This is a genomic window from Micrococcus sp. GPGPB33, assembly GCF_037853785.1.
Lineage (GTDB): Bacteria > Actinomycetota > Actinomycetes > Actinomycetales > Micrococcaceae > Micrococcus > Micrococcus luteus.
Genome location: NZ_JAQMWO010000002.1, coordinates 2,511,716 through 2,526,236 on the forward strand (window position 1 = coordinate 2,511,716; position 14,521 = coordinate 2,526,236).

The following is a 14,521-nucleotide window of genomic DNA, read 5'->3' on the forward strand; positions in this document are numbered from 1 at the left end:
CCGCCCCGGCGGCCGTGGCCGAGGTCAGGCCGGGGCGACGACGACGCGCGCCCGGTCCCCCGCGGCCAGGCGCGCGGCCACGGCCCGGACCTGGCCGGCGTCGACCTCGCGGACCCGGGCGAGGGAGGCCGCCAGGTCCACGTACTCCCCCGTGACCAGCTCGGCCCGTCCCAGCCGGGACATGCGGGCGCCCGTGGACTCCATGCCCAGCACGGTGCCGCCGCAGATCTGCCCGTGGGCGCGCGCGAGCTCCTCCCCGGTGACGTCGGCCTCGGCCATCCGGTCCAGCTCGGCCTCCATCAGCGCGGCCACCTCGTCCACCCGGTCCGGCTGGCAGCCCGCGTACAGGCCCCAGTAGCCGGCGTCGGAGTACCCGGCGGAGAACGAGTAGGTGTTGTAGGCCAGGCCGCGGCGCTCGCGGATCTCCTGGAACAGCCGCGAGGACATGCCCCCGCCCAGGACGGACTGCATGACGCCCAGGGCGAAGCGGTCCGGGTCCGTGGTGGACAGCGAGCGGCCGCCGACGAGGACGTTGGCCTGCTCGACCGCCTTGGTGACGGTGTGCGTGCCGGTCCGCACCCGCGAGGCCGCGGCCCCGGCGGTGTCCACGGCACGACGCGGGGCGGGCAGGGCCCCCTGGGTGAGCTCCCAGCCCGAGGCGCGCAGGGCGGCGAGGACGAGGCGGCAGACCTCGTCGTGGTCGAGGTGGCCGGCGGCGGTGACGACGAGCTCGTCCGGGCGGTACCAGTGCGTGTAGTGCCCCACCACATGGTCGCGGGTGACGGCCCGGATCGTCTCGGGCGTGCCGCCGATCGGCCGGCCGAGGGGGTGGCCGTCCAGCATGACCTCGGCGAGCTTCTCGTGGGCCACGTCCACGGGGTCGTCCGCGTCCATGGCGAGCTCCTCGAGGATCACGCCGCGCTCGGTCTCGAGCTCGTCCGGGTCGATCAGGGAGGAGGTGAGCATGTCCGTGAGGACCTCCACGGCCATCGGCAGGTCCTCGTCCAGCACGCGGGCGTGGTAGACGGTGGACTCCTTGGCCGTGCCGGCGTTGGACTCCCCGCCCACGCGGTCGAAGGCGGCCGCGATGTCCATCGCGGTGCGCGTGGGAGTGCCCTTGAAGAGCAGGTGCTCGAGGAAGTGCGTGGCGCCGTAGCCCTCGGGCGACTCGTCACGGGACCCGACGGCCACCCAGTAGCCGATGGTCACCGAGCGCTGGTCCGGCATGGCCTCGGTGAGCACGCGGACGCCGCCGGGCAGCACGGAGCGGCGCACCACGGAACCGTTGCCCTCGTCCGCCAGCACGCCGTCGAAGTCCAGGGGGATCTCACGGTGAACACTCATGACGGCCATTCTCGCCCATGCGCGACGACGGCGCCGCACCACTCGCGGGGAGGGTGCGGCGCCGTCGTGGTCACCGGGCCGGGCGGGGCGGATCAGGCCTCGATCTGCGAGGACTCGATCGCGTCCGCGGTCTCGGCCAGGGCGTCGGACTCCGCCACCACCGGGGAGAGGGACAGCTTGCCGCGGTCGTCGATCTTGGTGATCTCGACCTGGACCTTCTGGCCCACGCCGAGCACGTCCTCGACGTCGTCCACGCGCTTGCCCTCGTTGAGCTTTCGCAGCTCGGAGATGTGCAACAGGCCGTCCTTGCCCGGGGTGAGCGAGACGAACCCGCCGAACGTGGTCAGCTTCACCACGGTGCCGAGGTAGCGCTCACCGACCTCGGGGACCTGCGGGTTGGCGATCGCGTTCACCGCGGAGCGCGCGGCCTCGGCCGAGGCGCCGTCGGTGGCGCCGATCAGCACGGTGCCGTCGTCCTCGATGGTGATGTCCGCGCCCGTGTCGTCCTGGATCTGGTTGATCATGGCGCCCTTGGGGCCGATGACCGCGCCGATCTTGTCCACCGGGATGCGCACGGAGATGATCCGCGGGGCGGTGGGGGCCATCTCGTCCGGGGCGTCGATGGCGGCGTTCAGCACGGACAGGATGTGCAGGCGCGCCTCGCGGGCCTGCGTCAGGGCGGCGGCCAGCACGGAGGCCGGGATGCCGTCCAGCTTGGTGTCCAGCTGGATCGCGGTGACGAACTCCGCGGTGCCGGCCACCTTGAAGTCCATGTCGCCGAACGCGTCCTCGGCGCCGAGGATGTCGGTCAGGGCCGCGTACTGGGTCTGGCCGTCCACCTCGGCGGAGACCAGGCCCATGGCGATGCCGGCCACGGGCGCACGCAGCGGCACGCCCGCGTTCAGCAGGGACAGGGTGGAGGCGCAGACGGAGCCCATCGACGTCGAGCCGTTGGAGCCGAGGGCCTCGGAGACCTGGCGGATCGCGTAGGGGAACTCCTCGCGGGCCGGCAGCACGGGCACGAGGGCGCGCTCGGCGAGGGCGCCGTGGCCGATCTCGCGGCGCTTCGGGGAGCCCACGCGGCCGGTCTCGCCGGTGGAGTACGGCGGGAAGTTGTAGTGGTGCATGTACCGCTTGGCCGTCTCCGGCGCCAACGAGTCGATCTGCTGCTCCATCTTGAGCATGTTCAGCGTGGTGACGCCCATGATCTGGGTCTCGCCGCGCTCGAAGATGGCGGAGCCGTGCACGCGGGGCAGGACCTCCACCTCCGCGGTCAGCTTGCGGATGTCCGTCAGGCCGCGGCCGTCGATGCGCACCTGGTCGGTGAGGATGCGGCGGCGCACGATCTGCTTGGTGAGGGAGCCGTAGGCCTTGGCGATCTCGCCCTTGCGCTCGGCGAAGTCCTTGCCCTCGCCGGCGAGCTCCTCGAGCACCTCGAGCAGGTAGGCGTCCGAGGCCGACTCGCGCTCCTGCTTGTCGCCGATGGAGAAGATCTCGGTCAGGCGGTCCGTGGCGAGCTTCTCGACGGCGGCGTAGGCGTCGTCCTGGTAGTCCTGGAACACGGGGACGTCCACCGGGTCCTTGCCGGCGCGCTTGACCAGGTCGGCCTGGGCCTCGCACAGGGCGCGGATGAAGGGCTTGGCGGCCTCGAGGCCCTCGGCCACGATCTCCTCGGTGGGCGCCTGCGCGCCGCGCTCCTTGACCAGGGTCCAGGAGTCCGGGGTCGCCTCGGCCTCGACCATCATGATGGCGACGTCGTCGCCCACCACACGGCCGGCCACGGCCATGTTGAACACGGCGCCCTCGAGCTGGGAGTGCTTCGGGAACGCGACCCACTGGCGCGTGCCGGAGCCGTCGTCCATGAGGGCCATGCGCACGCCGCCGATGGGACCGGAGAACGGCAGGCCGGACAGCTGCGTGGACAGGGAGGCGGCGTTGATGGCCACCGTGTCGTAGATCTCGTCCGGGGCGATCGAGGTGACGGTCACGACGACCTGGACCTCGTTGCGGATGCCCTTGACGAACGCCGGGCGCAGCGGGCGGTCGATCAGGCGGCAGGTGAGGATCGCGTCCGTGGACGGGCGGCCCTCGCGGCGGAAGAACGAGCCGGGGATGCGGCCCGCGGCGTACATGCGCTCCTCGACGTCCACGGTCAGCGGGAAGAAGTCGAAGCCCTCGCGGGGCGACTTGCCGACGGTGGTGGCGGACAGCATCGACGTCTCCTCGTCGATGTAGACCATGGCGGCGCCGGCGGCCTGCTGGGCGAGGCGCCCGGTCTCGAAGCGGACGGTGCGCTTGCCGTACGAGCCGTTGTCGATGACGGCCTCGGCGAAGGTGATCTCAGGACCCTCCATGAGGGCCTCCTTTCAGGTGGACGGCGCCGCAGGCGTCCCTGTCCCCCTGGTCTTCGATCGAGGCCCTCGGCGTCCCGCCGTGCGGCGGGGTCCGGGAGCCACTGTCGAGGACCGCGGGCGATGGGCGCGGAACCGTCGGGTGTGTCGATGATGCGGGGATGCGCGCCATGGCGCGCCGGAGTGCCGCAGGCTGCGGCGGTCTCCCCCCGGGACACACTACGTGCGTCCGGGGGCAGACGAAAGGCGGCGCCGGCGCTCGCGGGTCCCCGCGGGCTCCGGCGCCGCCTCCTCAGGTCACTTGCGCAGGCCGAGGCGCTCGATCAGCGCACGGTAGCGCTCGATGTCGACCTTCTGCAGGTAGCCGAGCATGCGACGACGGCGACCCACCAGGGCCATCAGGCCGCGACGGGTGTGGTGGTCGTGCTTGTGCTCCTTGAGGTGCTCGGTCAGGTCCTTGATGCGGCGGGACAGGACCGCGATCTGCACCTCGGGGGAACCGGTGTCGCCCTCGTGGGTGGCGTACTCCTTGATGATCTGCTGCTTGACAGCGGGATCCAGGGCCATGGTGGGCCTCCTTCACTTCGGTACCGCGAACACGGGCCGCGCCCCGCCGGGGCGGACGACGCGGGGCCCACCCCACCGCGGACTGCAGGGAGGCCGAGGGTCGAGTCTACCGCATCGCCTACCCTGGCCCGGTGAGCACCCCACCGGTCCCCCACTCCCCGGCCCCGTCGTCGTTCCCCCTCCGGCCGCCCGCGCCGCCCCTGGATCTGCCGCTGATCGGCCACGGCTACCCCGCGCTGCTGCGCACGCCGCGGGCCCGATGGTGGAACCCGCTCGCGTCCTTCGGCCTCGTGCTGGCCGGCCTGGTGGGCCTCCTCGTGCTCGGGGGCGTGCTGGGCGCTCTCGCCCTGATCGCCACGTCCGGGCCCGCGCTGCTCGGCGCGGCCGACCCGACGGACGTGACCGACCTCGACCTGTACTCCGCGCCCATGGTGCTGCTGAACAACCTCCTGCTCGCCGCGCTGATCGGGGTCGCGCTGCTGGCCGTGGCGCTGGGCCACCCCGTCGCCGCCCGCTTCGTCCACTCGGTCGAGGGCCGCGTGCGCTGGCGCTGGCTGGCGCGCTGCGTCGTCGTGCTGACGCCGCTGTTCCTCGCCTACGTGCTGGGCGCGTGGGCCCTCGACGGCGCCCCCACGGCCCCGCGCGCGCAGGACTGGGTCTGGCTGCTCGTCATGGCGTTCGTGCTCACCCCGTTCCAGGCCGCGGGCGAGGAGTACCTGTTCCGCGGGTGGCTGCTGCTGGCCGTCGGCACGTGGATCCGCCGGCCGGTCGTGGCCGCCGCGGTCACCGCGGTGCTCTCGGCGGCGACCTTCTCGCTCGCCCACGGCTCGCTCGACCCGTGGATCCTGCTGGACCTCGCCGCGTTCGCCGTCGCCGCCGTCCTGCTCACGTGGCGCACGGGCGGGCTCGAGGCCGCCGTCGCCCTCCACGTGGTCAACAACGTGGTGATCATCGCCGTCGGCACGCTCGTGGGCACCGTCGAGGACAGCTACGTGGGCGCGGAGACCGCCGGCTCCCCGGCGGCCACGCTGCTCTCGGTGGCGGTGGTCGCGGTGGCCACGGCGCTGCTGCTCTGGCAGGCGCGGCGGGCCGGGATCGCCCGGACGGTCCCGGTCACCGTGGGCGCCCGCCCCTGACCGGCGCCGCCCACCAGGCCACCGTCACGTAGGGCACCTGCAGGACCGCGTCCGCCGCATGGCCCAGGTGCTCGTGCAGGTACCAGTCGAGGTTGGCCGTCATCCGCGACCGGATCCGCTCGTCCGCGCGCAGCCAGTACGAGCGCGAGGCCATGAGTCCGTGCAGCCCCGCCGCGGTCATGGGCTGCGTCCACGCCCAGCGCGCGTGCTCCTCCGCCCCGAACGGGGCGGCGAACCGGCGCTGCTCCGGCCGGGCGGCGTGCACGTCCCCGGCGTGCATGATCCGGGTGAGTCGGTGCACCCACGGCACCGCCGTGTCGAGCTGGTTCCACACCGCGGCCAGGCGCCCACCCGGGCGTAGCACCCGTGCGGCCTCCGCGCTCGCCGCGGCCGGGTCCATCCAGTGCCATGCCTGGGCCGCCACCACGGCGTCGGCGCTCGCCGCCGGCAGGCCCGTGGCCTCGCCCGTGCCCGGCACGGCGCGCACCCGCCCGCCCGTGCCGGCCGCGACCTCGCGTTCCAGGACGGCGCGCATCGACGCCGACGGCTCGAGGGCCGTCACCGTCCGCACCCGGTCCGCCGGGCGGGCCGCGAGCAGCCGGGTGAACAGTCCCGTCCCGGCCCCGAGCTCCACCACCTCCGCGCCGTCGGCGATGCCCGCCAGGACGCGGTCCACCACGGCGGCCGGGTAGGAGGGGCGGACGGCGTCGTAGTGCTCCCCTCCGGTCTCGAAGGGGTTGGGCCCGGCCCGACGGGCCCGGGCCGGGCGCCCCGGCAGGTTCGGCACAGCGGGGGAAGCGCCCGGCTCCGGGGCGCTCACCGGTCGGAGGGGGTCGTGGCCAGGATCGCCCGGGCCTCGTCCACGTCCTGCGTGATCTGCGCCACGAGCTTCTCGACGCCCTCGTAGGCGACCATCCCGCGCAGCCGGGCCACGAACTCGACCTCGATGTGCTGGCCGTACAGGTCGAAGTCCTCCACCCGCTCGTCATGGCGGTCGATCACGTGCGCCTCCACCACGCGGGAGACGTCCTCGAACGTGGGGTTCGAGCCGATGGAGATCGCGGCCGGCCACACGCCGCCGTGCGCGTCGTGCACCCAACCGGCGTAGACGCCGTCGGCCGGGATCATGCCCTGCACATCCGTCTCGAGGTTCGCCGTGGGGAAGCCGAGCTCGCGGCCGCGCGCGAACCCGTGCACCACCTCGCCGGCGAGCACGTGGTGCCGGCCGAGCACGGCCGCGGCCTGAGCGACGTCGCCCGCGGCCAGGGCCTCGCGCACCCACGTCGAGGAGCAACGGCGCTCCGGCTCGGCCCCGTGCTCGGCGGGGAACTCCTCGACGGCCTCGACCTCGAAGCCGTAGCGGGCCCCCAGGCGCACCATCTCCGCGACGTCGCCGGTGTTGCCCCGGCCGAAGCGCACGTCGTGCCCCACGACCACGACGGCGGCATGCAGCCCGTGCACGAGCATGCCGCGGACGAACTCCTCCGGGGACTGGTCCGCGAACTCGAGGGTGTAGCGCTGCAGGAGCACCGCGTCCAGACCCGCCTCCTCCAGGAGGACGACCCGCTGCTCGGGGCTGATGATGTCCACGTGGGGCACCTCGGGCTGGTGCACGGCGCGCGGGTGCGGGGTGAAGGTCACGGCCACGGCCAGGGCGTCGCGGGCCCGCGCCAGCTCGACGACCCGGCGCAGCACCTCCCGGTGGCCGCGGTGCACGCCGTCGAAGTTGCCCAGGGTGACCACGGTGCGCGGCAGGTCCGTGGGGACCTCGTCCAGGCTGTTCCAGACCCGCATCAGAGCGCCCCCGCCTCGGCCGGGCGGGCGGGGCGGTGCGTCAGCAGCCAGATCAGGCCGACCACCGGCAGCACGAGCGGCACATAGCCGTAGCCCGCGCCGAACCGGGACCACACGGTGTCGTGGGCGAACATCCCCGGATCCAGGACGGTCCACAGGCCCACGCCCACCACGCCGGCCAGCTCCACGAGCACGGCGCCCAGCGCCACGGCCCAGGCGCGCGCGCCGGAGCGGGCGAGCGCGAACGTCGCCACGATGTACACGACCGCCGCGACCGCGGAGAGCGTGTACGCCACGGGGGCGGCGTCGAACTGCGTGAGGATCTGGAAGAGGCTGCGCGCGCTCGCGGAGAGGGCGAACACCGCGTAGACCATGACGATGATCCGGCCGAGACCCTGGTTGCGCGCGGGGGCGCCGTCGCTGGGTGCCATGTCCATCCTCCTCACCACTGCCCGAACCAGATGACCTGCATGCGATGCAGCATCACGGCGATCGTGGGCCCGACCACGGCCAGCACGAGGTTGGACCACCGGGTCTTGTCCGTGACGGCCCAGCCCACGGCGATCACCGGCACGATCAGGGCGGTGAGGATGTAGCCCCAGAACTCCCAGCCGGGGCCGTTCAGGGTGTCCCCGCCGAGCTGGCGGACGGCGGCGGCCGCCGCATAGACGAGCGTGAACAGCTCGACGGCGGCCACCGAGAGGATCGAGGCGTCCGCGGGGTGGCGGCGGATCGCCGTCATCACCACGCAGACGACGAACGAGACGGCACCGATCACCAGTCCCGTCCAGAACCAGGCGTCGAGGATCATGCGGTCCTTCCCTGTCCCGGCCCCTCGGCCGGGGCGAACACGAGCTGGGGCTTGGCGACGTCGGCGCCGCGGCGGCGCACGTCGGAGACGAGGGCGATGACGCGGCCGTCCGGCGCGCGCCCGGCGACGAGCGTCTCACCCGTGCCGGTGGGCGCCACGACCCGCCCGAAGGCGAGCTCGTGGGCCTCGTGCTCCGTCAGCTCGCGCACCGGGAAGAGCCCGGCGGCGGCCTCGGAGAGCTCGGTCATCGCGAACCGCTCCGCGAGGGCCTCGAGCGAGAGCGCGTCGGCCACGTCGAACGGGCCGACGGCGGTGCGGCGCAGCGCCGTCAGGTGACCGCCGGTCTCGAGGGCCTCGCCCAGGTCGCGGGCGAGCGCCCGGATGTAGGTCCCGGAGGAGCAGCGCACGGTGACGTCGAGGTCGACCAGCCGGCCGCCGTCGAGCCGGCGCAGCTCGTGCACCGTGAACTCGTGCACGGTGACGGGGCGGGCGTCGAGGGTGACGTCCTCTCCCGCGCGGACGCGATCGTAGGCGCGCCGGCCCGCCACCTTGACGGCGGAGACGGCCGAGGGCGCCTGCAGGATCTCGCCCGTGAGGGCGGCGACCTGCTCGGCCACGCGCTCGGGCGTGACGGCGTTGGCCAGCCGGGTCTGCACGACCTCGCCCTCCGCGTCGTCCGTGACGGTCGACTGCCCGAGCCGGATCGTGGCCGTGTACGTCTTGTCCGTGCCCGTGATGGCGGTCAGCAGGCGCGTGGCCTTGTTGACGCCGACCACGAGCAGGCCCGTGGCCATGGGGTCCAGGGTGCCGGCGTGGCCCACCTTGCGGGTGCCCGCCAGCCGGCGGACCCGCCCGACGACGTCGTGCGAGGTCCACCCCTGCGGCTTGTCCACGAGGACGACCCCCGACGCCTCCGTTCCCGGCGCGTCGGGGGCCTGTCCCCCGGTGCTGCGTGCGCTCACCGTGCCGCGGGCCTCAGGCGCGCGGGGCGTCGTCGGCGTCGGCGTCCGGCTCCGCGGTGCGGTACGGGTCCGCGTCACCGGCGTACGACGCGCCCTCGCGCGCCTTCGCCAGCTCGGCGTCCCGCTCCTTGGCCGCGCGGAGGACGTCCTCCAGGTGTGCGGCCGCCTCGGGGACGGTGTCCGCCACGAACTCGAGCGTGGGCACCAGGCGGATGGTGAGCCCGCGGCCCACCTCGCGGCGCAGGATGCCGCGGTTGTCCTGGATGCCCTCGTGGGCGGCGGCCACCGTGGCCTCGTCGCCCAGGACGGTGTAGTAGACGGTGGCGTGCTGCAGGTCGTTGGTCACGCGGACCTCCGTCACGGTGACGGGCTCCACGCGGTCGTCCTTGACGCCGCGGCGCAGCGCCTCGGCCACGAGGACCTTGATGCGCTGGGCCAGGCGGCCGGCGCGTGCCGGATCGGCCATGGTGCGGTTCCTTCCGGTGGTGATGGTTCAGAGGGTGGGACGCGGAGGGCGGGGGCCCGTGCGGGCCCCCGCCCCGGCCGTCAGACGCGCGGCTTCTCCTGCATCTCGAAGGTCTCGATCACGTCGCCCTCCTTGATGTCGTTGAAGCTGCCCAGGCCGATGCCGCACTCGTAGCCCTCGCGGACCTCCGTGGCGTCGTCCTTGAAGCGGCGCAGCGACTCGATCTTGAGGTGCTCGGAGACCACCACGCCGTCGCGCACCAGGCGGGCCTGGGCGTTGCGGCGGATGAGGCCCGAGCGCACGAGCGAACCGGCGATGTTGCCCCACTTGGAGGAGCGGAACACCTCGCGGACCTCGGCCGAGCCGAGCTCGACCTCCTCGTACTCCGGCTTCAGCATGCCCTTGAGCGCGTTCTCGATGTCGTCGATCGCGTCGTAGATCACGCTGTAGAAGCGCATGTCCACGCCCTCGCGGTCGGCCAGGTCGGCGACCCGCTCGGCGGGGCGCACGTTGAAGCCGATGATGATGGCGTTGTCCACGGTCGCCAGGTTCACGTCGTTCTGCGTGATGGCGCCGACGCCGCGGTGGATGACGCGCAGCTGCACCTCGTCCTCGCCGACCTCGATCTTGAGCAGCGAGTCCTCGAGCGCCTCGACGGCACCGGACGCGTCGCCCTTGATGATGAGGTTGAGCGTGTCCAGCTTGCCCTCGGCCACGGCCTGGTCGAAGTCCTCCAGGGTGATGCGCTTGCGGCGCTTGGCCAGCTGGGCGTTGCGGTCCGCGGCCTCGCGCTTCTCCGCGATCTGGCGGGCGGTGCGCTCGTCGTCGGTGACGAGGAACGAGTCGCCGGCACGCGGCACCGTGGACAGGCCGAGCACCTGGACGGGACGCGACGGATCGGCCGCCTCCACGGCGTTGCCGTTCTCGTCGAACATGGCGCGCACACGGCCGTGGGCGGAGCCCACCACCATGGTGTCGCCCACGCGCAGCGTGCCGGTCTGCACCAGCACGGTGACGACGGCGCCGCGGCCCTTGTCGAGGTTGGCCTCGATGGCCACGCCGCGGGCGGCCTTGTGCGGGTTCGCCGTGAGCTCGAGGGCGGCGTCCGCGGTGAGCAGGATCGCCTCGAGCAGCTGGTCGATGTTGATGTTGTTGCGCGCGGAGACGTCCACGAACATCGTGTCGCCGCCGTACTCCTCGGGCACGAGGCCGTACTCGGTGAGCTGACCGCGGATCTTGTCCGGGGCGGCGGTGTCCTTGTCGATCTTGTTGACCGCCACCACGATCGGCACGCCGGCCGACTGGGCGTGGTTGAGCGCCTCGACGGTCTGCGGCATGACGCCGTCGTCGGCCGCCACCACCAGCACGGCGATGTCGGTGACCTTCGCACCGCGGGCACGCATGGCGGTGAACGCCTCGTGACCCGGGGTGTCGATGAAGGTGAGGCGACGCTGCTCGCCCTCGTGCTCCACGGGCACCTGGTAGGCGCCGATGTGCTGCGTGATGCCGCCGGCCTCGCCCTCGATGACGTTCGAGGAGCGGATGGCGTCCAGCAGACGCGTCTTGCCGTGGTCCACGTGGCCCATGACGGTGACGACCGCGGGGCGCGGCTCGAGGTCGGCCTCGTCCTCGTTGGCCGCCTCGGCCTCGAGGTCGATGTCGAAGGCCTCCAGCAGCTCCTTGTCCTCGTCCTCCGGGGACACGATCTGGACCTTGTAGCCCAGCTCGTCGCCGAGCAGCTGGAAGGTCTCCTCGTCGAGGGACTGGTTGGCCGAGGCCATCTCGCCGAGGGTGAAGAGCACCTTCACCAGGTCGGCGACGTCGGCGCGGATCTTCTCGGCGAAGTCGGCCAGGGACGCGCCGCGGCGCAGACGCAGGACGGTGGTGCCGTCACCCTTGGGGACCTTGACGCCGCCGATCTCACGCGTGTGCTGCTGCTCGAACTCCTGGCGCTTCGCGCGCTTCGACTTGCGTCCCTTGCGCGGGCCGCCGCCGCGCCCGAAGGCGCCCTGGGCGTTGCCGCGACCGCCACGGCCGCCCGGGCCGCCGGGACGACCCGGACCGCCACCGGGGCCGCCGCCCGGACGGCCACGGCCGCGGGCCGGCTGCGGGGCCGGGGTGATCTGCTTGGGCATCATGCCCGGGTTCGGACGCGGCCCACCGGGGCGGGGACCGCCGGCGCCCGCGGCCGGGCGCGGACCGCCCGGACGGGGACCGCCGGCACCGGCCGGCGGACGGGGGCCGCCCGGACGAGGCGCGCGGTCCTCACGACCGGAGCGCATGCCCTGCGAGGGGGCGAACGGGTTGTTGCCCGGACGCGGAGCACCGCCACGGCCGCCCGGGCGGGCGCCCGGGCGAGGCCCGGCGGAGCCGCCCTTGGGGCTGAACGGGTTGTTGCCGGGACGCGGGGCGCCCGGCTTGGGCGCGGAGGCACCCGGCTTGGGCGCGGCGGCGCCCGGCTTCGGCGCGGCCGACCCCGGCGTGGCCGGCGGCTGCGGGGCCTTCGGCTCGGCCGGGGCGGCCGGCGTCGGTGCGGCGGGGCCGGGGGTCGGGGCGGCGCCCGGCTTGGGCGCGGCGGTGCGGCCCGCGGCGGGACCGGGCGCCGGGGCGCCGGCATTCGACGTGGGGGCCGCGGCGCGCGGCGACGGGGCGGCCGCCGGCTTCGGCGCGGCGGAACGGCCCGGGGCGGCGGGCGTGGAACCGGGCTTGGCGGCGGACTTGCCGGCACCCGGGTAGGCGTTGCGCAGCTTCTTGACCACCGGGGGCTCGATGGTGGACGAAGCCGAGCTGACGAACTCGCCGAGGTCCTTGAGCGTGCTCAAGGCCTCCTTCGAGGTGATGCCGAGCTCCTTGGCGAGCTCATGGACGCGGACCTTGGCCACGGTTCTCCTGTTCTGGCCCCACGGGCCGGAACGGAGCCGCTCGGGCTGTCCGTCTCAGCGCGTCCTGGGACCGTTGACGTTGCTCCAGGCCGTCGCGCGCGCCACCAGGGCACGCGCACCACGGCCTGCCTGATAGCAGGGGGTGAAGTTCATCGCTGGGCACTCATGCTTCAGTGCTCATCGGGTACGCATCAGATCTCTGACCCGCCTTCATCTGTCGGTCTGTCAGCCGGTGCCTCCGCGGTGCGGCCCAGCGCGTCGGCGTCGACGGCGGACCGGAAGGCCCGCCCGAACGCGCGGCGGCGCAGGGCGAGGAGGAGGCAGTCCTCGCCGGGATGCAGCCACGCACCCCGGCCGGGACGGCGTCGTTCCGGGTCCCAGACGACGGATGGGGGTTCCGTCGAGGAGTCCAGGGCGACGCGCACCAGCTCTTGCTGGTCCGCCCTCGATCGGCATCCGATGCAGGTGCGCACGACCGTCCGAGACGTCATGCGTTCACCCCTCACGGGCGTCGGATCGAGAAAGGACCTCATCCATCCTAGCGCGTCCGGGCCCGGATCTGTTCCCGGGGACGGTCAGCGGCCCGGGGCGGAGGTGGTGACCCCGTCGCCGACGATGTCGATCCGCCAGCCCGTGAGCTTGGCCGCGAGGCGGGCGTTCTGGCCCTCCTTGCCGATGGCCAGGGACAGCTGGTACTCCGGCACCACGGCGCGGGCCGAGTGCTGGTCCGCGTCGAGGATCTCCACCGAGACGGTCGTGGCGGGCGAGAGGGCGTTGGCGATCATCGCGGCGGGGTCGTCCACGTGGTCGACGATGTCGATCTTCTCGTCGTTGAGCTCCGTCATGACGGCGCGCACGCGGCTGCCCATCTCCCCGATGGAGGCGCCCTTGGCGTTCACCCCGGGGCGGGTGGCGCGCACGGCCATCTTGGTGCGGTGGCCGGCCTCGCGGGCCAGCGCCGTGATCTCGACCGAGCCGTCCGCGATCTCCGGGACCTCGAGCTCGAAGAGCTTGCGCACGAGGCCGGGGTGCGAGCGGGACACCGTGACGGACGGGCCCTTGGCGCCGCGCGTCGCGGAGACCACGTAGGCGCGGATCCGGCGGCCGTGGGCGTAGTCCTCGCCGGGCACCTGCTCGGGCGGCGGGAGGACGGCCTCGAGGGTGCCGAGGTTCACCTGGACCATGTGGCGGTTCAGGCCCTGCTGGATGACGCCGGAGACGAGCTCGCCCTCCTTGTCCTTGAACTCGCCGAGGACCTTGTCGTCGTCCTCCTCGCGCATGCGCTGGATCATCACCTGGCGCGCCGTGGAGGCGGCCACCCGGCCGAAGCCGTTCGGGGTGTCGTCGAACTCGCCGATGGGCGTGTCGTCCTCGTCCAGCTCCGTGGCCCACACGGTGACGTGGCCGGTCGCGCGGTCGATCTCCACGCGGGCGCGCTTCAGGGCCCCCGGGGTGCGGTGGTACGCCATGAGCAGGGCCTGCTCGATGGTGGGGATGAGGCGGTCCATCGGGATCTCCCGCTCCGCCTCCAGCATGCGCAGCGCGCTCATGTCGATGTCCAACTCATGCCTCCGTGTGCTCGGCCGTGTCCTCGCCCGCGGCGGCGTCGGCGTCGCCGGCCTGCTGAGCGGGGCTCCACTCTACCTGCACGATCGCCGGACCGAGGCGGTCGAGGGCGACCCGCTCGGCGGGCAGCTCCTTGGCCTTCATGCCCTTCTTCGCGGGCGGGCGCACCACGGCCAGCTCGACGTCGTCGTCCGTCACGTCCTTCAGGCGGGCGGTCACGGGCGCGGCGCCGTCGACCGAGACCTCGACGAGACGGCCGACGTTGCGGGCGAAGTGGCGGGGCTCGGTGAGCGGGCGGTCCACGCCCGCGGTGGTGACCTCCAGCAGGTACTCCCCCGCGCCGACGCCGGGCACGTGGTCGCCCAGGGCGTCGAGGGCGGCGGAGACCCGGCCGGAGAGGCGGGCGACGTCGTCCAGGCTCAGGCCCTGGGTGCCCGAGGCGCGGTCGAGGACCACCTCGACGGTGCGGTGCTCGGCGGTGCCCGTGGCGCGCACCTGCTCCACCACCACGTCGTCGGCCGCCAGGGCCTCCTCGACGCGGGTGCGCAGCTCGGCGAGGTCGTCGCGGCGGTCGGTGCTGTCCATGGGGTGCCTCACTCGTCGGGTCGGGGCCGCCGCGCCACGCGGGCGGGGGCCGGGGTC

Annotated in this window: 14 protein-coding genes; 1 reads left to right on the forward strand and 13 read right to left on the reverse strand. The window is 73.7% G+C overall.

Going from position 1 to position 14,521, the window contains the following annotated elements:
• Positions 1–24: 24 nt before the first annotated feature.
• From POD19_RS11890 to rpsO, 3 genes are all read right to left on the reverse strand, one after another.
• The gene (locus tag POD19_RS11890) at positions 25–1,353 is read right to left on the reverse strand and encodes a M16 family metallopeptidase (RefSeq protein ID WP_036315003.1); all 1,329 of its coding nucleotides are present in this window, start codon (positions 1,351–1,353) and stop codon (positions 25–27) included.
• An 83-nt stretch (positions 1,354–1,436) separates the two neighbouring features.
• Entirely contained in the window at positions 1,437–3,698 is a 2,262-nt protein-coding gene (locus POD19_RS11895; protein ID WP_036315001.1) for a polyribonucleotide nucleotidyltransferase, read from the reverse strand.
• Between the two features lie 294 nt (positions 3,699–3,992).
• Positions 3,993–4,262 carry a 30S ribosomal protein S15 gene (gene rpsO, locus POD19_RS11900; protein ID WP_017488396.1) on the reverse strand — a complete coding sequence of 90 codons (270 nt, stop codon included), beginning with the start codon at positions 4,260–4,262 and terminating at the stop codon, positions 3,993–3,995.
• 131 nt (positions 4,263–4,393) lie between these two features.
• On the opposite strand from rpsO, the gene POD19_RS11905 reads away from it, so the two are divergent.
• Positions 4,394–5,398 carry a CPBP family intramembrane glutamic endopeptidase gene (locus POD19_RS11905; RefSeq protein ID WP_044658601.1) on the forward strand — a complete coding sequence of 335 codons (1,005 nt, stop codon included), beginning with the start codon at positions 4,394–4,396 and terminating at the stop codon, positions 5,396–5,398.
• Here the strand turns inward: POD19_RS11905 and POD19_RS11910 are convergent.
• The 10 genes from POD19_RS11910 to rimP all read right to left on the reverse strand — a co-directional run bounded on the left by POD19_RS11910 (position 5,376) and on the right by rimP (position 14,464).
• Positions 5,376–6,218 carry a class I SAM-dependent methyltransferase gene (locus tag POD19_RS11910; RefSeq protein WP_036314991.1) on the reverse strand — a complete coding sequence of 281 codons (843 nt, stop codon included), beginning with the start codon at positions 6,216–6,218 and terminating at the stop codon, positions 5,376–5,378. The two genes, POD19_RS11905 and POD19_RS11910, sit on opposite strands and share 23 nt — an antisense overlap.
• On the reverse strand, positions 6,215–7,192 hold the full coding sequence (locus tag POD19_RS11915; protein ID WP_036314988.1) for a bifunctional riboflavin kinase/FAD synthetase: 978 nt from the start codon (positions 7,190–7,192) through the stop codon (positions 6,215–6,217). The genes POD19_RS11910 and POD19_RS11915 overlap by 4 nt, the downstream gene beginning before the upstream one ends.
• On the reverse strand, positions 7,192–7,623 hold the full coding sequence (locus POD19_RS11920) for a hypothetical protein (RefSeq protein ID WP_036314984.1): 432 nt from the start codon (positions 7,621–7,623) through the stop codon (positions 7,192–7,194). Before POD19_RS11920 ends, POD19_RS11915 begins: the two co-directional genes overlap by 1 nt.
• An 11-nt stretch (positions 7,624–7,634) precedes the next feature.
• The gene (locus POD19_RS11925; RefSeq protein WP_002855305.1) at positions 7,635–8,003 is read right to left on the reverse strand and encodes a hypothetical protein; all 369 of its coding nucleotides are present in this window, start codon (positions 8,001–8,003) and stop codon (positions 7,635–7,637) included.
• Positions 8,000–8,965: a tRNA pseudouridine(55) synthase TruB gene (gene truB, locus POD19_RS11930; protein WP_078026112.1), complete on the reverse strand. Its 966-nt coding sequence runs from the start codon at positions 8,963–8,965 to the stop codon at positions 8,000–8,002. Before truB ends, POD19_RS11925 begins: the two co-directional genes overlap by 4 nt.
• Positions 8,966–8,978: 13 nt before the next feature.
• Entirely contained in the window at positions 8,979–9,431 is a 453-nt protein-coding gene (rbfA, locus tag POD19_RS11935) for a 30S ribosome-binding factor RbfA (RefSeq protein WP_036314977.1), read from the reverse strand.
• An 80-nt stretch (positions 9,432–9,511) separates the two neighbouring features.
• Positions 9,512–12,313 carry a translation initiation factor IF-2 gene (infB, locus tag POD19_RS11940; protein WP_206496342.1) on the reverse strand — a complete coding sequence of 934 codons (2,802 nt, stop codon included), beginning with the start codon at positions 12,311–12,313 and terminating at the stop codon, positions 9,512–9,514.
• A 191-nt stretch (positions 12,314–12,504) separates the two neighbouring features.
• The gene (locus POD19_RS11945; RefSeq protein ID WP_036314070.1) at positions 12,505–12,846 is read right to left on the reverse strand and encodes a YlxR family protein; all 342 of its coding nucleotides are present in this window, start codon (positions 12,844–12,846) and stop codon (positions 12,505–12,507) included.
• Positions 12,847–12,888: 42 nt separating this feature from the next.
• Complete coding sequence (nusA, locus tag POD19_RS11950) at positions 12,889–13,875, reverse strand: transcription termination factor NusA (RefSeq protein ID WP_036314069.1); 987 nt, start codon at positions 13,873–13,875, stop codon at positions 12,889–12,891.
• Between the two features lies 1 nt (position 13,876).
• Positions 13,877–14,464: a ribosome maturation factor RimP gene (gene rimP / locus POD19_RS11955; RefSeq protein WP_036314068.1), complete on the reverse strand. Its 588-nt coding sequence runs from the start codon at positions 14,462–14,464 to the stop codon at positions 13,877–13,879.
• Positions 14,465–14,521: the final 57 nt, after the last annotated feature.